The following is a 21,214-nucleotide window of genomic DNA, read 5'->3' on the forward strand; positions in this document are numbered from 1 at the left end:
TTGTCCAGGTCTCGACATGAACGGTGAGCTTCGCCTTGATAAAAACCATTTTTAGGATCCGCAGAGATCTATCTGAATTAATCAGAGGTGCCCTAGGGTAACTTCGACTGTTTCAACGCGGCCTTAAAGAAGGCCACAAAAAAACGCCAGAGGCCGCTTCGGCCAATGGCGTTTTTTTATGCTCCGATGAGGAGAAAATCGCTAGTTGCTTACCTGCAACATGTAGCGGGCAGCGGCCTGGCGAACCTCTTCATCGAGATAATCCTGAGGAGGCATTTCCGGATAATCCGGACGGCGCTTCACCGGCTTGGTAATGTAATCGACAATACCCTGCGGGTTACCCTCATAGGAAAGCTGAATTTCAGTCACCTTGGGTCCGATCAAGCGAATATCGTAGGCATGACAACCTGAGCAGATTGCATAATAGGCCAGTTTGCCTTTATCGGAGTGGGTAATCTCCCGGGGTTCCACCGGCTTATCCAGCAAGTAGGAGACCACCTCCGCCGTACCACCCGGAGCACAGATACCGTAGTCGGCCAGGCCCGCGGTACGATAGCGCGCCGCATCATGGATGCAGCTATTAGAGTCTGCCTTGGTATCGAGGATATCGGGGCCGCGGGTATCAAACACCATCTGGGTCGCCGCAAAGGCCACCACTTCGGCGATAGGCTCGGCACCATTGTCGTACATCAGATTGTCGTAGATACGAATACGCTCCGGATTAGGATCGGACTCCGGATCGCTGGGCAGGTTCTCGGCAAAGGTCATGTCACTGATAATAATACCGGCGTTTTTGTTACCGGAAATGACATTTCCCTCGATCATAACATCGTCGGCGGCCATGATAATGATACCGGTGCCCGCTGGCACGTTGGCCACAATGGAGCCCGGCTCGGCGAAGTTGGCGGTATTGTTGTTCACAATAAAGTTATCGCGAATAATCACATCATTGGTGGTTTTGATCGGCAGGCCCGGGGTGATAAAAGCCAGGATGCCTCCGGTATTATCATGGGCATAATTACCCTCCACCACGGCGTGACGGCTGTTCTCGATTTCAATGCCGGCCACGTTGCCATAGACCTCATTGCTCGAGACATGAATGTTGTCGCACATTCCGATATAAATGGCCGCATCTTCAATACCCGTCAACACATTTTGGTCGACAAAACCGTTACGGCCATACTGGGGAAAGATGCCATACACGCCGGTGTCGATCACCCGGTTATTTCGAATAACAAAGTTGTTACCCGCCTGGCCCATGATGCCGTTGCCCTTGTACTTGGTGATCTCCAGATTCTCGATCAGCACCCCGTTACCAGAATACAGGATGGCGTCATTACGAGTGCCTTCGCCGTCGAGTACAGGCCATTCCCCGGCCTCAATAACGCCGCTCAGGGTGATGTTGTCTTTATCGATATAGACCGTTTCATGGTAACGGCCCGGATAGAGTTTGATGGTGTCGCCAGGAGACGCACTGTTGATCGCGTCCTGGATCGAGCTTCCCTCACGTACGTCAATCACTTTGCCTTGGGGACGGGCGGCGAGCAATTGCTCCACCTGTTGTGCAACCGTTTTCAGCTCGGTAGTCGCGGCACTGGAACGTTCTACCTGCACGATGGCCTGATTCTGTTGTGGCGCCATTCTGCCGGCCATATTACCGGCAGCAAATATGCCCAGCGCTACGCCGGCCAGTATCCATTTTGTCGATCGCTTCACGGGTGTCCTCCCTCGGCTTGCAGGGCAAGCTTATTGTTATTGTGTACCGGCGCCATGCCCGAAGGCAGGCGGTTCGGCGTTTCAGGTTTAAAGCGCTCATCGGTCAGCGCTTTCATAAAATCCACCAGCCTTTCCAGCTCGTAGTCAGTGAGTTCCGGTTCCCAAATGTGCCAGTGCAGATAGAGTTCGCGCCCTTCCGGCATCGCATGGCCACGCCCCTTGGTATAAAACTCCGAGGCATCGAACAGGGTTTCAAAACGTCCGGAATGCATATAGGGGGCGGTCAATTCAATATTACGCAGACTCGGCACCTTGAACCCCCCCGCCAGAGAAGCATCTTTAAACGGGATAGCCGCGCCCTCATCGAAGGGTAATCCTTCGGGCTCGGGCGTGCCAATGACAGCTAATTGCTGGTTGGTAAACAACGGCGGAGTATGGCATTCGGCGCAGCGGGCAACGAATGAGCGAAACACATTCATGCCCTCGATCTCTTGTTGATTGAGGGCATCGTGGTAACCATGGGCGTACTGGTCGTAGCGGCTGTTCAGAGATACCAACGACGACTGGAAAGCGGCCAGGGCCCGGTACAGGTTATCCAGTGACACAGACTCACTTTCTCCATAGGCCTGATAAAACAGACGCTGGTAATTCTCACTGTCCTGCAAGCGTGATAGAACACCTGCGGGTGTGCTACCCATTTCCACCGGATTGTACAGCGGGCCCTGCGCCTGCTCTTCCAGACTGCTGGAGCGTCCATCCCAGAACAGCAATTTCAAAAAGCCCACATTCCATAAACCCGGCGCCGAACGGGCCGCCTGCTTGCCACCAATACCGATCGGCAAGGCACGGCCATCGGCAAACCCCTTGTCGGGATGATGGCAACTGGCGCAAGAGAGGCTACCATCCGCAGACAATATGGGATCAAAAAACAGGTAGCGCCCCAAATCAATTTCCTGGGGTGAGAAGCCGTCCCGCGGTTTTGGCAACGCTGTTTTTAAACCACCCACTCCCTTGTTGCGGGGTGAATCGTATTGCTGATAGAGCGTGCGCAGCAAGCAGCGTTTATCAGCCGATCGCTCAAAGCCCTGCGGGCAACGATCACTCAGGGTGATAGAGGGTGCAGCGAGAGATTGTGGCGACAAGGTAAAAAGGACACTTCCCAGCAGCAGTGCCACGGAAAGGGGTGTATGAAAACCCATGTTGAATGCCTGTAATGATTATTGTGTCGGGCAGTAGTTTATTTTTTAGTACTATAGTACACCTTAACAGCAAGCATCCTTCGACTCAAGAGAACAACCCTTCATTTGACAGGTTTTACCTACCGAGTTCCTCCTCTATAGTGGGACTGGAAAAACGACTCAAACCGATGGTATATCATTGACTCTACTGCGTTCCCGCTGGACCCTGCTTTCGATACTGCTGGTACTCGCCCTGGTAGCCATCACCAGCGCCTGGCAATTGAGCTGGCAATGGGCATTGCAAGGCGAGATCGTACGCACCGCCAAGCAGTTGTCACTGCACGCTCAAAGCATCGATAACGCGCTGGGTCAATTTCGCTATATCGCGCTGGAGGTTGCCAATAATGAGCAGGTGCAACAGTTGCTCAACGACAACATTCCGGCACGGGCACGGCGTACCAATCGTTCACTGGAGCTCTACAGTCGCCGGGCCGGTTCCAATACCATTTTTGTGCTGGACACCGAAGGCCAGGTGGTTGCCAGCTCCAACTGGCAAGGCAGTGACAGCCTGGTTGGCCAGAGCTTTCATAACCACCCCTATTTCCAACAAGCTCTGGAAGGACAGGCCAGCAGCTTTTATGCGGCAGCGTCACAGGGTGATCGTTCTGACTACTATTTTGCCTACCCCATTCGTAGTGGTCAGCAACTGACCGGGGCTGCCGTCGTTAAAATTGATCTGCAGCCCCTGCAGGCTCAATGGGGTCAAGACGGCAGCGAGTTGATGATCAGCGATGGTTACGGCGTGGTTGTGCTTGCGTCCCGGTCCCAGTGGCGTTATCGCTATCTGTACCCACTGTTCGACTCCACCCTGGAACTGCTGGGCGAACAGCGCATTTACGGGAAACGCCAACTGCAACCCTTCCACGCCAGGGTGACTTCCCAGGGACAAGGCAGCGACCTGTTTCTGCTCGACCAGCCAAGCGACCAGGCGCATTTCCTGCGACAAAGTTTTCAGCTACCCCAGCTCAACTGGACCGTGCACTACCTGGCCAGCCTGGTACCGGTGTACGGCTTTGCCAACCGCGTGGCCATGAGCACCCTGATCCTGTTATTGGTAGTGGCATTGATTGCCGCACTGATGCGGGAGCGACGTTTGAAACGAGCCTCCCGCGCCCAGGCCCGAAGCCTGCTGGAACAAAGCGGTAAACGCCAACAGGCCATTATCAACAACACCAATGTGGGCCTGATGTTATTGACCGCAGAGGGAGAAGTTCGTTTTCTCAACCAGCAGACCCACCGCATCCTTGGCCTGGGGGATCAGTCCGCCAGCGACCTGCATTTCAATCAGCTGATCCCTGAACCCGACTGGCTTAGCCTGAGCAGGGTTCACCCCGCCCAGCACGACAGCCTCACGCCACTCCCCCCCTCGACGGAAACCTGGGTTACCCGGCACGATGGCAGTCGAGTACCTCTCGCCATTTCTATCCGCACCATCGATCTGCAACCGGATATTCATTATCTGGTAACACTGGTCGATATCAGCCGAAGAAAAGCCGCCGAAGAACAGTTACAAGCCGCCAAAGAGCTTCTGGAACAACGCGTAGAGGAACGAACCCGTGAATTGCAGGAAGCCCAGCAGGAATTAATCCAGGCCAGTAAACTGGCCGCACTGGGAGAGATGTCGGCCTCCATCGCCCATGAATTTAACCAACCCCTGACCGCCATGCGCACCTACCTTGCCTCCAGTGAAATGCTGCTCGACCAGGGCGCTACCGACCGCTTGCAAGACAACCTTCGATTGCTGCGCGAACTGACCGAGCGCACCAGCACCATCGCGGCCCAACTGAAAACCTACGCCTACAACCGGCCCACCGAACGCAACCCGGTCAATCTGGTCAATGCCTTGCAGCAGGTTCTGCCGATGTTCCGACAACGCATCGACCAGCTATCGATCGATCTGGTCATCAAGCAACCGGACAGGCCCGTTCATGTGGCGGCGGATTCCGGCCGTATACAATTGATCCTCACCAATCTGATCAAGAATGCGATAGAGTCATTGCAGCACCATCAACACCCCCGACTGGTGTGTGAATTCGGTTACCAGCAACAACTGGCCACCATTAGTATTCGCGACAATGGTGAAGGTATTAAAGCGCGTCATTTGAGCCGTTTGTTCGACCCGTTTTTCACCACCAAAGAGGTGGGCGAAGGGCTCGGGCTCGGACTGTCGATCGTGGCAGGTTTTATCCGCGATCTCGATGGCACCATAGAGGCGAAGAACAACGACAACGGCGGGGCAACCTTTATCATTCGATTGCCCCTTTTTGATCCCAGGACACAAGATGACTCCATCGAAACCCATCATACTGGTTGACGACGAAGAGCTGGTATTGCGCGCCAACGAGCAATGGTTACAGCTGGCCGGTTTTCAGCCTGAGTGTTTTACCGACCCACGCCAGGCATTAGAACGCCTGCAAAAGCCCTTCAGCGGCATACTGGTCAGCGACGTTAAAATGCCCCACATGGACGGGTTGGAGTTAATGACGCAAGCCATCGCCCTGCAACCACAGCTTCCTGTTGTCCTGATCACCGGACATGGTGATGTCGACATGGCGGTGCGCTCGGTACAAGCCGGGGCCTATGACTTTATCGAGAAGCCGTTTGATCCGCAGCGGCTTGTTAAAACCCTCGAACGAGCCTTCGATCAGTTGCAACTGACCCGTCAGAATCAGCAGTTGCGGGAGCGCCTGAGAGAACAAAGCGGCATAGGTGCCAAGCTTATTGGCATCAGCCCTGCCATGCAGCAGCTGCATCAGGACATTCTGGAAATTGCCGCACTGAACACCCATGTGGTGATTTATGGTGAGACCGGCAGCGGCAAGGAGTTGGTAGCACAAAGTCTCCATGAATATGGCCAACACCCCAACGCGGCCTTCGTCGCCCTTAATTGCGCCGCCATACCTGAATCACTGTTTGAATCCGAACTCTTTGGCCACGAAGCAGGCGCGTTCAGCGGCGCTGCCAAACGTCGTATTGGCAAGTTCGAATACGCCAACGGCGGCACCTTGTTCTTCGATGAAATTGAAAGCATGCCCACAAACCTACAGACCAAGGTATTGCGAGCCATTCAGGAACAGAGAATCGAACGCCTTGGCTCCAACCAGAGTATCGAACTGAATAACCGTATCCTTTCGGCCAGCAAGGCAGACCTGCAACAGCTCGCTGATTTTCGTCAGGATCTCTATTACCGTCTGAACATTTCAGAAATCCATATTCCTCCGTTGCGAGACCGACGCGAAGATATTCCATTGCTGTTTAATCACTTTTCTGAATTAGCCGCCAATGAAAACAACCTGGAGCCGAGACAACTCGAGGAACACGAAGAAGATTTATTATTGGTTCATAACTGGCCTGGAAACGTGAGAGAGTTACGCAATATCGCCACTCGCTTCGCTTTGGGAAAACGAGGACTGGGCGAACTGTTCCTGCAAAAATCAGCCACCTTCGACACCCCTCTCGATACTTCCAGAACGAGATCACTGGCGCAAAAAGTCAATTCTTATGAGCAGGACCTTATCCAGCAATCCCTCAACAAACATCAGGGTAATATTACCGAGGTACTGCAGGAACTGGACCTGCCTCGGCGAACACTGAACCAGAAGATGCAAAAGTACGGTATCAACCGCACCGACTTTTTGCCCTCAAACGAGGAGCCCTGATGATCGTTCAGGCTTGCTGTGGTCGGCCGTTTTTTCCATTATGGCTATGCGCCCTACTAGTACTCATGCTTCCTCTGCGGGCGTTGGCGGTCGAACCGGAACGAACCTATATTCTCGCCACCGCCTCAACAGGAGGCACCTATTACCCCGTCGGGGTCGCCATCGCAACGCTGACTAAAATTCGCCTGCAACCTCGGCTGGGTATCAGCCTGTCAGCGATCAGCAGCGCAGGTTCCGCGGAGAATATCGAATTACTGGCCAACAAGCAGGTTCAGTTTGCCATCGTTCAGGGGCTGTACGGCGCCTGGGCCTGGAATGGCGACGGGGCGGTTGAAAAACCTCAAACCCATCTGCGCTCGGTCAGCATGTTATGGCAGAACGTTGAGCATTTTATTGTTCGCTCGGATACGACGACCCAGGGCAGTATCGAAGATATCAAAGCGCTTTACGAACAGCCTTTCTCACTCGGCAAAGCCCAGTCGGGAACCGAAGGGTCGGGCCATCATATACTGCGCAGCAACAACATTGATAGCGATCGATTACAACTGGTTTCTATGGGGTATGGCCGCAGTGCCGATGCGTTAATCGCCGGACAGATTGAGGGTATCAACGTGCCGGCCGGCGTTCCGGTCAGCGCGGTGAGCAAGGTTTTTGGGGCGCTGGGCAACGACATTCGATTGCTGGATTTCAGCGATCAGGAGATGTCCCGCGTCAATCGACAGTATGCCCTCTGGAGCCGTTACGTGATTCCGATTAACACCTACCCGGGCCAGAGTCGGCCGGTGCAAACTATTGCCCAACCCAATTTCCTGGCGGTGCGCGACGAGGTCGATGAACAAGCGGTGTATGAGATTACCCGTACACTTTACGAAAACCTCAGTTTCCTGCATGGCATCCATCCCGCGACCCGCGATATGGCGTTGGAAAAAGCGGTCGATGGCTTACCGGTGCCCCTGCATCCTGGAGCCGCCCGCTTTTATCGCGAACAGGGTCTAATGATACCGACACACCTTTTACCCAAGAAATAAAAGGTTTTGGGCACCTCTGAATAATTCGAATAGCGCTCTGCGGAGCCTGAAAACCGCTTTTATCAAGGCGAAGCTCGCCATTCATGTCCAGACCTGGATAAGGGCTTCAACACAGAGAAAAGGGTTTTCAGGCCCGCCCTTCGGGGCTTACAGGCGAACCCAGACTCTTTGTTACGCCATCTTGAAAGGTCTCGACCTTACGGCAAAGGCGTGCCGCGACTCTGAATTCGCCTGTAAGCCAGAGCACATTCGCATTAATCAGAGGTGCCTTAGTGTAAGCCGTACGCTTGTTGCAAGCGTTTTAATTCACCGCTGTCATTGAGCTGGCCAAGAGCCTGAGCGAAGGCGTCAACGTGATTGTGTAAGCGGCCCCGGGATGACAGTGTGATATAAACCCCGAGAGTGGCAATCGGCGGCTCTATGGCTTCAACCACATTGTTCAGATTACGCCGTTCGAAAACTGTCCGTGCATTTCGAATATTACCGACGGCAAGATCGTAATGACCTTTACCAACGGCACGCAGTGCTGCATCCAAAGACTCGAGTTCATTGATTCGTAGCGACTTGCTCTGTTTATCAAAAACTTCTCCATTACTCCAACCCCGTACCACTGCGATACGTTTGCCTTGCAAATCCCGAAAGTCTCCTTTCCAGGAAAAGTCCAAATCTTTTCTGGCAAATAGCATGACGTCATCTACGTAGATGGGCGGCTCGACAAAACGCATATAAGCTTCACGTCTGGACGTATGATAAACACCGATGACACCATCGACACTGCCTTCCCGAGCCATATGCAACAATCGCTTCCAGGGTAATATTTCAAATCTTGCGTTCAGTCCTAACTGAGCCATTACCTGTTGCGTTACCTCGACTCCCAATCCGGTAATTCGAGATTCATTTTTTTCAATCAACAAGGGAAAGCGGTCACCCGCAAAAAGATAATCTTGCGCTGAGACAAGAGTCGATGGCAGGCCTAGAAAAACAAGTATCAAGATATAATTACGCATACTATGCCACCTCCTCAATCACTCATTGAGTGTAGCTATTTTCCAGCTGCGGCTCCATTGATTATCCCAAGCATCGATTGACTAGCCCCGATTGTCGTTGTTTTCAGCTTGTTCTGCGCGATGGTGTCGGAATCGGTTGGGCGGCATACCATACCAACGCCGAAATGTACGGGAAAAGTTACTGGCGTCGGCATAGCCCAGATCGAGCGCTATCTGCTCGATGGGGTCGTTACTTTGCAATAAGTGCCAGGCGGCTAGCTCCGCTCTGGATTCATCAACCAACTGTCGATAAGAATAGCCTTCACTTTTCAGTTTACGCATCAAGGTTCGCGGGGAGAGATGCAGCTGTTCGCATACCTGAGTTTGGCTAGGTAGCTGGGCAAGGTTACCCAACAACAGCCTGCGAACCTGATCGGTCAACCCCAAAGGCTTGTGTTGGCGTTCTAACAAAAGCTCACATTCACGACGAGCGGCTCGGTAACTGTGATCATCGGCAGCCAAAGGAGATCTCTGCAATATCGAGTTCGGCAGTACCAGCGCCAGCCGGGGCGCTGAAAAATTAACCCTGCCGTTCAGCAATCGATGATAGTGCATCTGCCATGCAGGAGCAGGGAAAGGCAGCTCGATTTCAACATGATCAATAACTTGTCCAGCCGCGGCTTCCAATAAACGTAAAATGGTTGCCACCATCGACCCGCAGATAAATTCACGCTGGCAACCCAGGTTAATTTTCTCATGCAACAGGATGGCCAGAGATTCACTTTCTGGCTTTGCCTGCAGTTCTATCGATAACACCGATTCACGCAACATCAGATAACGTTGGGCAAACTTGAGCGCCTCCCCCAGGGTCGGCGCCGACATAGCGCCAAAACCTACCACACCATGGGCAAAAGCCTCACCGAAGGTATTTTGTTCAACGCCCAACCAGGGTTTATCGGTGAGCTGTTGCGCTCTGTCAATCAGAAAAGCGATGCGCCCATAGGCCAGAAAAGGCGTGTCAGCTTGAAGGTCATCCCAGCAAAAATGGCTGCCCGAAAAGATTTCCTGATCGTTAAAGCCCTGTTGACGCAACTCGGTTACCAATAATCGCCCGTAAAGCGGGTGAAAAGACGGACGCATCCATCCATAGCTGTGATCCACTGGTGCCATCTGCGCTCCTGGAGCCTGTTGTTATTGTGATTGTTCAGGCTGAATTGTCAGATTATGACGATTTTTTGCCGTTTTCAACACTGGGGCTCCGAAGGCGTCCGGCGCATTATTAGCTTTACGACATCGCCCACCCCTTTGAGGTAACCTGGCATGAGTTCAGCAGCCACCTTTACTGCCGAAGACGGCACATCCTATCGCGACCATAAACGCTATAGCTGGTTTGTTTCACTACTGGTGCCCTCCCTGACCATGTTGGGCCCCATCCTGTTTATCCTCACCGGGGACGCGTTGCTCCTTTGGGTGCCGGTTGCATTTAACTATCTGGGCATGCCATTACTGGATGTCATCATGGGAGAAGATCGCAGCAACCCTCCCGAGCAGGTCGTTCCCCTGCTGGAAAAGGATAACTACTACCGCTACGTCACCTATGCCCTGGTGCCGCTACTCTGGATTTTCTTTATTGCCTGCGCCTGGTTTGTCGGCACCTATGAACTGCCCTGGCATGGTTTGTTAGCAGTCGCCATAACGGCGGGAGGCACCTGTGGTTATGGCCTGAATCTGGGCCATGAAATTGGCCATAAGCCGAGCAAGCTGGAAAAAAATCTGGCCAAACTGGTGCTATCGCTAGGCGGCTATGGCCACTTCACCCTGGAACACAATATGGGTCACCATCGCGACGTAGCCACTCCCGAGGATTCGGCGTCCTCACGGATGGGGGAAAGCATCTGGAAATTTGCCTTGCGCGAACTGCCCGGCGGCTGGACCCGTGCCTGGTCACTGGAGAGCGCTCGACTGGCGAAACGGGGGCTGCCGATCTGGTCACACCATAATGAAATCCTTCAACCGCTGGCCATCACCCTGGTTCTGTACACGACGCTGATCATTTTGTTCGGCTGGATCATGATTCCCTTCCTGGCCCTGACCGCATTCTGGGGCGCCTTTCAGCTAACGTCCGCTAACTATATTGAGCACTACGGGCTGTTACGACAAAAGCTGGAGAACGGTCGCTATGAACGCTGCCAGCCTCACCATTCCTGGAACAGTAATCATCTGGTTTCCAATTGGGCCCTGTTCCATCTGCAGCGACATTCCGACCATCATGCCTACCCGAATCGCCGTTACCAATCCCTGCGGCATTTTGCCAACCTGCCAGAACTGCCCAATGGTTATTTCGGCATGTACGCCCTGGCTTATTTTCCGCCGATCTGGTTTCGAGTTATGAATCCCCGACTGATACGCTGGGCCGAAGGCAAGGCTTCACGAATTAATTTCGATCCATCTAAAAAGGATGCCTTGATTGCTCGCTATGGTTTAGCCCCCTAATTCGGCTTGCGAGCAACGCCCCGAATCGAGGGGCGGACAAAAGGCGGCGCCTTACGCAAGCTTTCGCGCTCGACCCGGTCCAGCACAAAACCGGTGTCCACGATGGCTTGCTCGGTACAACGGGTCAGATGGCAGTTGCCAGCCATACGCTTCCAAAAGGGCTCTATTCGTCGCTGCCAGCGGTACCGGCTGCTTGCCTTCGGCGCTGCCACATGCTCGACAAAAAGCAGGATTCCTCCGGGCTTTAGTACCCGAAAAAGTTCCTCCAGTGCGCTGGGTTGATGACTTACGGAGCAGAGCACCAGGCTGGACACCACGCAATCGACCGAACCGTCCTCGACCACCAGCTGCTCGCCACTGAAACTGGCCAGATTGATTTGTAAATCCCAGTCCTGACTGGACAACCGACGATCTAACTGACGACGCATGGCATCATCGGGTTCACACAACAGAAGCTCCTCAATACCCTTGGGATATAGCGGCAAACTGGCACCGGTACCCGCTCCAATTTCCAACACCCGGCCATAGCATTGCCCTAATAACTCACCCCTCCACTGCTGTAAACAGGCCTGCTCCGTACCCCGCATAATGCGATCGTAAATAACCGCCATTAGCCTAGACATAATTCCCCTCAATTTATTCTTTAGCGACCACCAGATACGTCGAGTAAACTCCCGGTACAGTATGTGGCCTCATCGGACAGTAACCATAAAACCGCCTGGGCAACTTCCGTTGCTGTACCACCACGATGCATAGGAACAGTGCGGGCTACCCGGGCTACCCGCTCGGGCTCTCCGCCGCAGGCATGTATCTCGGTATCGATGACTCCGGGTCGAACACCGTTAACGCGCACCCCCTCATTGGCCACCTCTTTTGCGAGCCCACGGGTGAAGCTATCGATCGCCCCTTTGGCAGCCGCGTAGTCAACATATTCGCCGGGAGCGCCCAGGCTGGCAGCTATCGAAGACAGGTTGACGATGGCGCCTCCCGACCCTCCATGCCGGGTCGACATTCGCTTAACGGCCTCACGGGCACAGTAAAAACTGCCAAAGACATTGCAGGCAAAAACCCGCTGCAAGCGCGCCCCATCAATATTGTCGAGACGACATTGCTGCTCCAACATACCGGCATTGTTCACCAGAGCGTCCAGCCCTCCCCAGCATCGATCGAGATGAACAAACATCTTTGCTACCGCTTGTTCATCTGAGACATCGGCTTGCCAGAGCTCTGCCTGACCGCCCAGGGCCGTTAATCTATCCACCAGGGTTTGCGCTGCCTGATGATTTTCACGGTAGTTGATCATCACTCGATAACCCCGTTGTACGGCAAGCTCTGCCATGGCAGCGCCTATGCCCCGGCTGGCTCCCGTGATCAACAACCGTTTCATCATATCTCCTCCTTGCTAGCGACTGGCCGCTTAATCCTTACGTGCCTAATTGGCGAAAAATCTATCCCGGCACCCCCCACCAGAGGGCGATGAACAGCCCCCAGCTGAGTACTAACAACCCCCAGGCCAGGCGTGACTGGCGATAGATTACCTGTACCTCAGCCGGTACCTCCGCGACTTCCGGTTCAGGACCTGCTACCTGGCGACGCACCTGCTTGAGCTTTTTGTCCAGTTCACGGGCCTTGGCTTTCTGCTGGGCTTTGTATTGTTCGATGCCTTTCTGAATACCCTGGGCGATCAGTCGCGTCTGCTCCTTACTCTGTCCCGGTTTCTGGGTTGCCCTGGCCATCTTCTGAGCCTCTTCGGCACTACGAACCCCGCGCTGTTTCTCGCCTCGATTATGCTTCGCCATACGCCGGCTTTTACTCCCTGATTATCCGCTGCAATGATCTCGACCCGATCTCAGGCCCTTGGCCTTCAACATACCACAAGCCGTTGAGCCAACACGATCCCCAGCGGCCGCATTGCTCGTCAGTGATTGCTTGTCACTGATGGCTGGCACTGTTAGGGTTCAGACATGATTCGACAACAAGTCCTTTGCCATGCTGGATAAGCTAAAACTGTTGCCCGGGCTGCCGCTGCAGCTGCAGTTTCACCACACCGAAGATATACGCGAACGCTCACGGCTGGTTGGCTATTTGTCAGGCACCAGCATTATTGTCACCACACCTATGTCCCACGGAGCGCCCCGCCCGGTTCGCCCGCACGACAAGGTAAACGTTCGATTTTTCTCGAATGAGACCAACTCCGCAGTCGGCTTTAGTACCGAAGTCATCCATGTTTCGATGGTGCCCTTCCCCAATCTCCACCTGAGCTACCCCGAATCGGTAGCCACCGATGAAATTCGTCGCTCAGTGCGCATCGACGTACAGGAGATCGCCTCGGTCGTAATCAAGGGCGAGAAAGTTCCCACCACTATCGTCGATCTCAGCACCGGAGGCTGCCGCATCGAAAGCCGGCAGAAATTTGCCAGCGCAGGGGACTCCGTAACCATCACGGTGAAACTGGAGGTTGCCGGTATAAGCCGGGTGTTGAACCTGTCGGGGGAAGTTCGTACCGAACTGGATAGCTATCGCCTGCCCAATTCCACTGCGGCCTACGGAGTACTGTTCGGCGAACTGGAGGATGAAGACCAATTGCTGTTGCACGCCTATGTCTATTCCAACATGCGCTAGCTCGCAGGATAGGATGGAGCAGCAATCTCTGGTATCCGCACAACCTAACGCTTGTCCATAAGAGCTAAGAATTTTTCATCAGGTGACATACAGCGATTAACATCAAGCTAATCCGGTCACTCGACATGGCGCCTTTTGTCGTTCATTTAAGACACCGCCAGACAATACATAGCTTTCAGAAAATACCGGGTGCAAATACAGGCATTCCGCCAGCCTATGACGCAAAAGCCCTGCTTCAAATCGGCTCTAACGGCTTACGGGAAAACAACCAGGCTACCAGACTGCCGGAAACCAGGTGCCAGATCCCCCACCAGGCGGCCACCAGCGCCATATGACCATTACCATCAAAGAAGGCGAAGATAATCGCCAGACCCAGACCGTTATTCTGGATACCCACCTCGAGGGTAATGGCCCGCCGATCGAAGGGCGTCAGTCCGCCGATTGTCGACATCAGGTAACCGCAGCCCAATGCCATTCCGTTATGCACAGTGACCAGCAACAACACCGGAGCCATTACCAGATTAAACAACTGCAGGTTGCCACCCAACCCTGCCAACACAAAGGTGATCAGCGCCAACAGCGAAAAAACGCGCAAGGGCTTCATCAGTCCCTGGGCAAATCCGGCCCAATGCTGACGAATAAACAATCCCGCCAGTAAAGGCACTAAAAGGATCATTAACAAATTTAAAATGAACTCACCACGGTCAATATCAAAGGCTCGAAGCAACGCATTGGTCTCTGCATTCAGGCTGGCCCAAAATAAAAAGTTGATCGGCAGCATCAGCATCGCGATTGAAGAAGAGATGGCCGTCATCGACACGGACAACGCGACATTACCCCGGGCCAGGCTGGTAAAAAAATTGGACATACCTCCACCCGGACAACAGGCGGCCATTAACAGCCCCAGTGCGATACCCGGGTGCATAGGCACCAGGCTAATCAACACCCAGGTCAGCGCGGGCAATAAGAAAAGCTGAGTGATGGCTCCCACCAAAATGGCTCGGGGCTGGCGCAGCACAGCAATAAAATCGGCCACCCTGAGCTCCAGTGCAATACCCAGGGTGATCAGTGCCAGAATACTGTTGAGTACCCACTGCTGACTCTGGTCATAACCGATAATCGGTTCCATTCAATTCTCCTTCAGGCATCCACTTCTCTGCGGGTCTGTCGCACCATAATACGTGCATACACCCCGGGCAAGATTCGACTCAACAGCCAGGCAAACCAGGCGACTTTACCCAACAACAGTCTTGATTGTTGACGCTCTATGGCACCAACAATGGCTCGAGCGGCTTCATCAGGCACCATCACCCGACCAGACGTGGCAGCGGCCTGACCCGGTCTGGCAACACCTTTGTCCGGCGCGGTAGAACGTTGAGAAGACTGGGTCTGAATAAAGGCCGGACACACGGTCAACACCTTAACGCCCTGCTCAGCCAGCTCGGCCCGCAACGTTGACAAAAAGCCTTCCAGACCATGCTTGCTGGCACTGTAGGCGCTGCGCCCGTACAAGGGCGTAAAGCCAGCCACACTGGACAGCCCAACGACCATGCCTTGGCGTTCAATAATCGAAGGTAAGGCTGCCTGGGTGATATTGATACTGCCCATCAGATTAATTTCGATGACTCGACTTAAGACCTCAGCAGCGCTGTCCTGGAAACGACTGAAGTGAGTCACCCCCGCATTGTTGAGCAGCACATCTATTGCCCCCGAATGTTGCAATATTTTTGCTACCACAGAATCACAGGCTGCACGATCAGTCACATCCAGAACATGTGTGTGCAAACGATCCGAAGACAGGGTAATAGCGAGTACATCGAGTGCTTTGCCATCAATATCGGTGGCCACAACCCTGGCACCTTGTTCCAGCATTACAGAACAGAGCGCCTGTCCTAAGCCGCCACTGGCACCGGTGACCAGAACCACCCGATCAGCAAGTTGATACATCTGCAAGCACTCCTTTTAGCGGCCAATGCTGGAGCGTTCCAGTACAGCCTGTTATTCTTTTTCGTGAAGTGTAGGAGTTCCCTCTGCTCTCTGTCATTAACTCAGGTTAAGCCTGCATGCGCTATCCCGACGCTTACAATATTCTCTGCCACTTTACCCCCATTCCGGCTGATCAATGGATCGAGCTGGAACAGGAGATTGGCGAACGTCATCTGGCCAAGGGCAGCCTGTTACTTCAGCCCGGAGGCCAACCTTCGATGGCTTATCTGGTGCGTGATGGGTTGTGTCGTACCTATTATCTGTCCCATCAGGGAAAAGAGTTCACCAAACACTTTCACGGACCCGGAGACTTGTTGGCACCTCTGGCAGAGTTACTCAAAGGGGAACCATCACGGGGCTATATTCATGCCGTCACTGACGCACAGGTGCTCACCCTGCCCTACCAAAGCCTGACACAACGCTATCAGCAGGAACGTTGCTGGCTGGAACTGGGACGATGCCTTGCCGAGCATATTTTTTTACAAAAAGAGGCGCGGGAATTTGAGCTTTTGCAGCTCAGTGCCGACCAGCGATACGATCGTTATCTGGAGCGGTTTTCCGAACGGATCGAGCAACCGCCACAATATATGATTGCTTCCTATCTAGGCATTACCCCGGTCGCGCTGAGCCGATTGATCTCAAGACGCAAGAAAGTGTCCTGAGTCAATCGTTGCTTATCCGACGGGTTTGGTTGCACTGAGATAGATGCCTACCACCAGCATCGCAATCATCGAGATCTGGACCCCGACATAAATAATCGCCATCAAGCCCGGGGCTTTATTATTGTCCGCGGCGCGAGATACCGTCACACGATAAAAAATGCTGCTAGCAAAATACAACACGAGACCACCAATCCCCCAGAGAATGTATCCGTAAGGGTAAAGTAAAAAACTGAGAAAAAGGTAGCTGGGAGAGGTCAGTAAAACGTAAGTAAGCTGGTTTTTGTAATTCATGGTTTGCCAGTTATTGTTATTGTCTTGATGGATCGCCAATCCATGCCTGATGCTATCAGTGGCCACCCATCATGCTAATTAGACCTTTTGCTATCAACCGCCACTGCGCTTGGCATCAAAACCGCGTTTTGTTAATTCGGCCAGCATCAGGTCGCAGTGATCTCCCTGAATTTCAACCACACCCTCCTTTACAGCACCACCAGTACCACAGCGCTGCTTGAGTTGCTTGGCCAAATCTTTCAATGCTTTACCCTCCAGGGGAAGACCACTGATAGAGGTCACGGTCTTGCCACCACGACCTTTGGTTTCACGCCGAACCCTGACCCGACCATCCCCTTGTGGAAGGTCGGTCTGGTTATCAGTATCGTCTTTTATTCGACCTGCATCGGTCGAATACACCAGACGGCTGTTACGCTGTTTCATCTTTTAACCCTGAGCTAGCAGTGCGCGCAGATCCAGAATAGCGGCGTTGGCTCTGGAAATGTAAGAAGCCATCACTAATGAGTGATTGGCCAGCACGCCGAAGCCGCTACCATTCAATACCATTGGGCTCCACATGGTTTCTTGCGTTGCTTCCAGTTCTCGAATGATCTGGCGTAAGGAAACCAGGGCATTCTTTTTCTGCAGCACATCCTTAAAATCTATTTCAATCGCCTTCAAGAAGTGGATTAGCGCCCAGGCGCTACCCCGGCTTTCATACAGCACATCGTCGATCTGCAACCAGGGCGTTTTTACCAGCAGTTCATCACTGGTCGCAGTAGATTGGGTGGCGCTACTGTCACCGGCCAAATCGGTATTAATACGCACCTTGCCAACACTGGCGCTAAGGCGTTGCGATAGACTACCCAATCGCGCACTGACATCGGCCAGCCAGTTATTCAGGTTGTCGGCTCGAGTATAAAACTGGGCATTCGGCTGCTGAGGGTCAGAGAGTCTATCCAGGTAACGTTCCAGCATGCGAATGCCGCGGCGGTATTCTTTTTCCGAAGACGGCAACATCCAGCTATTGGCATCAAAATTAAACTGCGGCTCTGCGATCGCGAGGTCCGGATCTTCCTTGGACTGGCTTTGTGATCGGCTCAAATCCTTGCGCATGGCTCGGGACAGGTCCCGCATCTGGATAAGCACGCCGTATTCCCAGCTGGGCATATTGTCGATCACCAAGCCCGGAGGGAAAACATCATTGCGTAAATAACCGCCAGGTTTTTCCAGCAACGTTTCAGCTACACGCATCAAAGTAGCCGTTGTGGTGTAACCAGGCACCTGTTGACGCTGCTGCTCGGCTGCCAGTCGGCTGGCATTTTCCTTTACGGAAAAAGAATCAGGTTCCAGGCTCCAGTAAAAACCCAGGCCAATAATCGCCAACAGGTAAATCACCAACAGAGTAAAAATCACTTTACTGACGGTGCCGCCCCCCAGATAAGCACGTACATCTACAGAAAAGTCTGTCCATCGATCCTTGAGATCAGCCAATGCCATTATCGTTGTATCCTCTGTTAGCCGGTTTACTACTGGGCTGCCAATACTTGGGAATTATCAATTTTCTTAAAGCGTAGCTTGCTGGTGATGGTACCACACAGTATCTCAGGAATTATCCCCGGAACCGGGTTTCTGCAAGATACGAACACGGGAAGCAGAGCCCGTTTGAATATTACCCCGCAAACGTTGGCTGGAGCCTTTTTGCATCTGCTGAAATATCCATCGCGCGTCACGATCATTCGGGGCAACAATCAGGAATACCGCCTGCTCCTGCTCCACCTTACGACCAACCTCGGCCAGGTAAGAAGACAGACTAGCGCTACGCTTTTTTAACTCGTTACCATCGATAGCGTATTCGCCGTCGACGGCCGGCACCTTACCGGCATTTACCAGCTTGGCCTGAGCGGATTTGACCCGTCGAGAGTTAGGCAACACCAATCGTGCACGATCGATGTACGTTTGTGCCTTTTCAACATTACCCCTGGCCATGGCCGAGTCAGCCCAACGAAGGTAACTGTTGACGATTCGCTCGAGCCCACGCTGGGCTTCCAGGTTTTCCGGCTGCAAGCGAAGCACATCCTGATAACGTGCAAAGGCATTGTCGCCTTCCGGGGTTGTTAACTGTTGACGCAGTAGCGCCTCGTCAGCCTCGAGCAGCAGCCAGGCAATCCGGGATTGCAGGCGTTCCGCCTCCTGTGCGCCATCGGCTGCGGACTCGCTACCCATGCGTGAGAAGCCGGTCCCGCAACCGCTAAGAAGCATTACCGAAAGCAGCAAAACCGCTCGTTTAGTCATCAAATGCGTCGCTCCTGAAATCGTCTGGAATGCAATAATTAACTCACCGCCCCCGAATGCAGTCAATACGCCATAACGGGCGAATATCAGGAATGTCGGCTGCTGCCGATTTTATCTTGTACCTGACCCGTTTTGCCCTCATTAACGACCGTCTATCTGCAACCACTTCCCTTAGCGACGGACAAAACGGCATATTTCTGATCTGTGATCAATCTTCTGCGCACTTTTACTGTGGTAGGATTGAAATCTTGTCGCCTGTTACGGTGTCTAATCGACTAATCCTGATATCACGCTCCTATCCAAGAGTACCAATGAAAACAACGCTTTACCTGTTCACTTTGTTTTTCGCCCTGCTGGGCAACAACGCCTATGGTGCTTTTAGCAACCTGTTCAGCGATCCACAATCAGCTGAAGAGCAATTCCTGCCCGTCGAGGAGGCCTTTCAGGTCAGCGGAAATCTGAGTGGCGAGCAGGCCACCATTCAATTTCGAGTCACCGAAGCGCATTATCTCTACAAGGACCGCTTTAAATTTGTCACCGTCAGCAATGGCCAGTCACTTGCTGCCGACCGACTACCCACGGGAACGCCAAAATACGATCAGTTCCAACAGCGCGAACTGGAAGTTTACACTCAGGACCTTTCCGTTCCCCTCAGTATCCCCGGGGCCGGGGAATTTATCGAGTTGGATGTAACCTTTCAGGGCTGTGCCGATGCAGGGCTTTGCTATCCGCCTCATACCACCCGCATTGCGTTGATGAATCAGCCCGGTAACGGTTCCCTCCCGACACAGGCCAGCCCCACAGGAGAGAACAATCAGCTGATCAGTGAAGATCAAGCGTTCTCGAACCTGCTGAACACGCGCACCTGGCTGCCTATTATTGGCTTGTTTTTACTGGCGGGACTGGGGTTGACCTTTACCCCTTGTGTTTTGCCGATGGTACCCATTCTCTCCAGTCTGATTGTGGGTAACGGCCAGCATCCCCCGACTCGCCGCCACACCATCGCCTACAGCAGCGCCTATGTTATGGGCATGGCGATTACCTTTGCCGTGGCTGGAACCCTGATGGGTTACTTCGGTGCAGGCCTAAATCTGCAAGCAAAACTGCAGTCCCCCTGGGTTCTGATTCCTTTCGCGGGTTTATTTGTGCTGCTGTCATTGTCGATGTTTGGGTTTTACGAGCTTCAGCTGCCCAATGCACTGAGAAGCCGTGTTCAGAGTCTCAACGAACGCTCTCGTGGTGGTAGCTTGTCCGGCGCCCTGTTTATGGGTGTCCTTTCCTCGCTGGTTGTATCCCCTTGCGTCACGGCGCCCCTGGCCGGCGCACTGGTTTATATCAGTGCCACCGGAGATGCCCTACTCGGTGGCCTCGCGCTCTTTGCCCTCGGCATTGGCATGGGCATCCCGCTGCTGATTCTGGCCGTTGGGGGAGGCAGCTTGCTGCCGAGGGCCGGGGCCTGGATGGGAAGCGTCAAGGCAGTGTTTGGAGTTATGCTGCTAGGTGTTGCTATCTGGATGCTGGAGCGGTTAGTTCCCGGCCCTGTGACGCTGATGCTATGGGCAACCCTTTTGATTATTTCGGCTATCTATATGGGCGCTCTTAAGCTCAACGGACAAGGGGGCTGGCCAGCACTTTGGCAGGGAACAGGCCTTGTTTTGCTGATTTATGGCGGCTGCCTGATCATTGGTGCCGCACAGGGAAATTCCAATCCACTCAGACCTCTGGAGTTCAGCTCGGCCAGCGCTAATAGCTCGGACCCGCTTAACGGTTTGGCATTCACCACCGTTACCAGCTTGCCCGAACTGCAACAGGCGGTGGCTAGAGCGGGAGAGCAGGGCCAGCCCGTCTTTGTCGATTTCTACGCCGACTGGTGTATCTCATGCAAAGTCACCGAGCGCGAGCTCTTCCCTCGCCCGGAGATCCATAGCCAGCTCCAGCGCTTTACCCTGATACGAGCCGATGTCACCGAAAACCTACCTTCCCAGCAAGCGCTTTTGCAGGCCTTTAATTTGTTCGGCCCGCCCGCTTTCCTGTTCTACGACCGCCACGGGAACGAAATAAAGGACTTGCGGGTTCAGGGTGAGCCTTCCGCTAACACTCTCAGCACTACCTTGCGTCAGGCGTTAAGCGAAAGTTGATTTCTCCTAGCAACAATCAAGCTCTATAACCACGTGACCCATGAGTCACGCGGCTTAAAACCGACCAAGGCAATCACAATCCTCGCTTATGTAACCGGCCAGTAACCTCCTGTTACACGCC

At 53.5% G+C, this 21,214-nt stretch carries 20 protein-coding genes; 7 read left to right on the forward strand and 13 right to left on the reverse strand.

Going from position 1 to position 21,214, the window contains the following annotated elements:
• Window positions 1–201 precede the first annotated feature (201 nt).
• Complete coding sequence (locus tag MIB40_RS04540) at window positions 202–1,716, reverse strand: parallel beta-helix domain-containing protein (protein WP_249691323.1); 1,515 nt, start codon at window positions 1,714–1,716, stop codon at window positions 202–204.
• Window positions 1,713–2,915, reverse strand: a complete 1,203-nt coding sequence (locus MIB40_RS04545) for a cytochrome-c peroxidase (RefSeq protein WP_249691325.1) — start codon at window positions 2,913–2,915, stop codon at window positions 1,713–1,715. The genes MIB40_RS04540 and MIB40_RS04545 overlap by 4 nt, the downstream gene beginning before the upstream one ends.
• Window positions 2,916–3,093: 178 nt before the next feature.
• Here MIB40_RS04545 and MIB40_RS04550 point away from each other — a divergent pair, with 178 nt between their 5' ends.
• The 3 genes from MIB40_RS04550 to MIB40_RS04560 are packed head-to-tail and all read left to right on the forward strand — an operon-like array spanning window position 3,094 to window position 7,641.
• Entirely contained in the window at window positions 3,094–5,268 is a 2,175-nt protein-coding gene (locus MIB40_RS04550) for an ATP-binding protein (RefSeq protein WP_249691327.1), read from the forward strand.
• The gene (locus MIB40_RS04555; RefSeq protein ID WP_249691329.1) at window positions 5,237–6,613 is read left to right on the forward strand and encodes a sigma-54-dependent transcriptional regulator; all 1,377 of its coding nucleotides are present in this window, start codon (window positions 5,237–5,239) and stop codon (window positions 6,611–6,613) included. The genes MIB40_RS04550 and MIB40_RS04555 overlap by 32 nt, the downstream gene beginning before the upstream one ends.
• Window positions 6,613–7,641 carry a TAXI family TRAP transporter solute-binding subunit gene (locus MIB40_RS04560; protein WP_249691331.1) on the forward strand — a complete coding sequence of 343 codons (1,029 nt, stop codon included), beginning with the start codon at window positions 6,613–6,615 and terminating at the stop codon, window positions 7,639–7,641. The genes MIB40_RS04555 and MIB40_RS04560 overlap by 1 nt, the downstream gene beginning before the upstream one ends.
• Window positions 7,642–7,910: 269 nt before the next feature.
• Here the strand turns inward: MIB40_RS04560 and MIB40_RS04565 are convergent, their stop codons facing one another.
• Entirely contained in the window at window positions 7,911–8,648 is a 738-nt protein-coding gene (locus MIB40_RS04565) for a substrate-binding periplasmic protein (RefSeq protein WP_249691332.1), read from the reverse strand.
• Window positions 8,649–8,729: 81 nt separating this feature from the next.
• Window positions 8,730–9,797, reverse strand: coding sequence for an AraC family transcriptional regulator (locus MIB40_RS04570; RefSeq protein ID WP_249691335.1), 1,068 nt, complete (start codon window positions 9,795–9,797; stop codon window positions 8,730–8,732).
• Between the two features lie 150 nt (window positions 9,798–9,947).
• On the opposite strand from MIB40_RS04570, the gene MIB40_RS04575 reads away from it, so the two are divergent.
• On the forward strand, window positions 9,948–11,120 hold the full coding sequence (locus MIB40_RS04575) for an alkane 1-monooxygenase (protein ID WP_249691344.1): 1,173 nt from the start codon (window positions 9,948–9,950) through the stop codon (window positions 11,118–11,120).
• Here MIB40_RS04575 and MIB40_RS04580 read toward each other — a convergent pair.
• Genes MIB40_RS04580 through MIB40_RS04590 form a run of 3 tightly spaced genes read right to left on the reverse strand, consistent with a single transcriptional unit; the run spans window position 11,117 to window position 12,919 of the window.
• A complete protein-coding gene (locus MIB40_RS04580) occupies window positions 11,117–11,743 on the reverse strand; it encodes a class I SAM-dependent methyltransferase (RefSeq protein ID WP_249691346.1) in 627 nt (208 codons plus the stop codon). The genes MIB40_RS04575 and MIB40_RS04580 overlap by 4 nt on opposite strands.
• 20 nt (window positions 11,744–11,763) lie before the next feature.
• On the reverse strand, window positions 11,764–12,510 hold the full coding sequence (locus tag MIB40_RS04585) for an SDR family oxidoreductase (protein WP_249691348.1): 747 nt from the start codon (window positions 12,508–12,510) through the stop codon (window positions 11,764–11,766).
• A gap of 58 nt (window positions 12,511–12,568) precedes the next feature.
• Window positions 12,569–12,919, reverse strand: coding sequence for a DUF2956 domain-containing protein (locus tag MIB40_RS04590; RefSeq protein WP_249691351.1), 351 nt, complete (start codon window positions 12,917–12,919; stop codon window positions 12,569–12,571).
• A 190-nt stretch (window positions 12,920–13,109) separates the two neighbouring features.
• Between MIB40_RS04590 and MIB40_RS04595 the strand changes: the two genes are divergently transcribed.
• Complete coding sequence (locus MIB40_RS04595; RefSeq protein ID WP_249691353.1) at window positions 13,110–13,742, forward strand: flagellar brake protein; 633 nt, start codon at window positions 13,110–13,112, stop codon at window positions 13,740–13,742.
• A gap of 235 nt (window positions 13,743–13,977) precedes the next feature.
• Here the strand turns inward: MIB40_RS04595 and MIB40_RS04600 are convergent, their stop codons facing one another.
• Together MIB40_RS04600 and MIB40_RS04605 are read right to left on the reverse strand one after the other, a co-directional pair.
• A complete protein-coding gene (locus tag MIB40_RS04600) occupies window positions 13,978–14,871 on the reverse strand; it encodes a bile acid:sodium symporter family protein (RefSeq protein WP_249691354.1) in 894 nt (297 codons plus the stop codon).
• Window positions 14,872–14,882: 11 nt separating this feature from the next.
• Window positions 14,883–15,689 carry an SDR family oxidoreductase gene (locus MIB40_RS04605; protein ID WP_249691357.1) on the reverse strand — a complete coding sequence of 269 codons (807 nt, stop codon included), beginning with the start codon at window positions 15,687–15,689 and terminating at the stop codon, window positions 14,883–14,885.
• A 116-nt stretch (window positions 15,690–15,805) separates the two neighbouring features.
• Here MIB40_RS04605 and MIB40_RS04610 point away from each other — a divergent pair, with 116 nt between their 5' ends.
• Entirely contained in the window at window positions 15,806–16,390 is a 585-nt protein-coding gene (locus MIB40_RS04610) for a Crp/Fnr family transcriptional regulator (RefSeq protein ID WP_249691359.1), read from the forward strand.
• Window positions 16,391–16,402: 12 nt separating this feature from the next.
• On the opposite strand, the gene MIB40_RS04615 is transcribed toward MIB40_RS04610, so the two are convergent.
• The 4 genes from MIB40_RS04615 to MIB40_RS04630 form a co-directional block, all read right to left on the reverse strand.
• Window positions 16,403–16,681, reverse strand: a complete 279-nt coding sequence (locus tag MIB40_RS04615) for a hypothetical protein (protein ID WP_249691361.1) — start codon at window positions 16,679–16,681, stop codon at window positions 16,403–16,405.
• A gap of 93 nt (window positions 16,682–16,774) precedes the next feature.
• Window positions 16,775–17,104, reverse strand: coding sequence for a translation initiation factor Sui1 (locus tag MIB40_RS04620; protein WP_249691363.1), 330 nt, complete (start codon window positions 17,102–17,104; stop codon window positions 16,775–16,777).
• Window positions 17,105–17,107: 3 nt separating this feature from the next.
• Window positions 17,108–18,160 (reverse strand): DUF2333 family protein, encoded by a 1,053-nt coding sequence (locus tag MIB40_RS04625; protein ID WP_249691364.1) that lies wholly within the window; start codon window positions 18,158–18,160, stop codon window positions 17,108–17,110.
• Between the two features lie 105 nt (window positions 18,161–18,265).
• Window positions 18,266–18,955: a tetratricopeptide repeat protein gene (locus tag MIB40_RS04630; protein WP_249691366.1), complete on the reverse strand. Its 690-nt coding sequence runs from the start codon at window positions 18,953–18,955 to the stop codon at window positions 18,266–18,268.
• 311 nt (window positions 18,956–19,266) lie between these two features.
• Between MIB40_RS04630 and dsbD the strand changes: the two genes are divergently transcribed.
• Window positions 19,267–21,093 carry a protein-disulfide reductase DsbD gene (gene dsbD, locus MIB40_RS04635; protein WP_249691368.1) on the forward strand — a complete coding sequence of 609 codons (1,827 nt, stop codon included), beginning with the start codon at window positions 19,267–19,269 and terminating at the stop codon, window positions 21,091–21,093.
• Window positions 21,094–21,214 lie beyond the last annotated feature (121 nt).

This window comes from Aestuariirhabdus haliotis, from assembly GCF_023509475.1.
Classification (GTDB): Bacteria; Pseudomonadota; Gammaproteobacteria; order Pseudomonadales; family Aestuariirhabdaceae; genus Aestuariirhabdus; species Aestuariirhabdus haliotis.

Coding starts and splice junctions, on each gene's coding strand:
- MIB40_RS04545 (WP_249691325.1), bottom strand. CDS start 2,915: ATGGGTTTTCATACACCCCTTTCCGTGGCACTGCTGCTGGGAAGTGTC.
- MIB40_RS04555 (WP_249691329.1), top strand. CDS start 5,237: ATGACTCCATCGAAACCCATCATACTGGTTGACGACGAAGAGCTGGTA.
- MIB40_RS04560 (WP_249691331.1), top strand. CDS start 6,613: ATGATCGTTCAGGCTTGCTGTGGTCGGCCGTTTTTTCCATTATGGCTA.
- MIB40_RS04565 (WP_249691332.1), bottom strand. CDS start 8,648: ATGCGTAATTATATCTTGATACTTGTTTTTCTAGGCCTGCCATCGACT.
- MIB40_RS04570 (WP_249691335.1), bottom strand. CDS start 9,797: ATGGCACCAGTGGATCACAGCTATGGATGGATGCGTCCGTCTTTTCAC.
- MIB40_RS04575 (WP_249691344.1), top strand. CDS start 9,948: ATGAGTTCAGCAGCCACCTTTACTGCCGAAGACGGCACATCCTATCGC.
- MIB40_RS04580 (WP_249691346.1), bottom strand. CDS start 11,743: ATGTCTAGGCTAATGGCGGTTATTTACGATCGCATTATGCGGGGTACG.
- MIB40_RS04585 (WP_249691348.1), bottom strand. CDS start 12,510: ATGATGAAACGGTTGTTGATCACGGGAGCCAGCCGGGGCATAGGCGCT.
- MIB40_RS04590 (WP_249691351.1), bottom strand. CDS start 12,919: ATGGCGAAGCATAATCGAGGCGAGAAACAGCGCGGGGTTCGTAGTGCC.
- MIB40_RS04595 (WP_249691353.1), top strand. CDS start 13,110: ATGCTGGATAAGCTAAAACTGTTGCCCGGGCTGCCGCTGCAGCTGCAG.
- MIB40_RS04600 (WP_249691354.1), bottom strand. CDS start 14,871: ATGGAACCGATTATCGGTTATGACCAGAGTCAGCAGTGGGTACTCAAC.
- MIB40_RS04605 (WP_249691357.1), bottom strand. CDS start 15,689: ATGTATCAACTTGCTGATCGGGTGGTTCTGGTCACCGGTGCCAGTGGC.
- MIB40_RS04610 (WP_249691359.1), top strand. CDS start 15,806: ATGCGCTATCCCGACGCTTACAATATTCTCTGCCACTTTACCCCCATT.
- MIB40_RS04615 (WP_249691361.1), bottom strand. CDS start 16,681: ATGAATTACAAAAACCAGCTTACTTACGTTTTACTGACCTCTCCCAGC.
- MIB40_RS04620 (WP_249691363.1), bottom strand. CDS start 17,104: ATGAAACAGCGTAACAGCCGTCTGGTGTATTCGACCGATGCAGGTCGA.
- MIB40_RS04625 (WP_249691364.1), bottom strand. CDS start 18,160: ATGGCATTGGCTGATCTCAAGGATCGATGGACAGACTTTTCTGTAGAT.
- MIB40_RS04630 (WP_249691366.1), bottom strand. CDS start 18,955: ATGACTAAACGAGCGGTTTTGCTGCTTTCGGTAATGCTTCTTAGCGGT.
- dsbD (WP_249691368.1), top strand. CDS start 19,267: ATGAAAACAACGCTTTACCTGTTCACTTTGTTTTTCGCCCTGCTGGGC.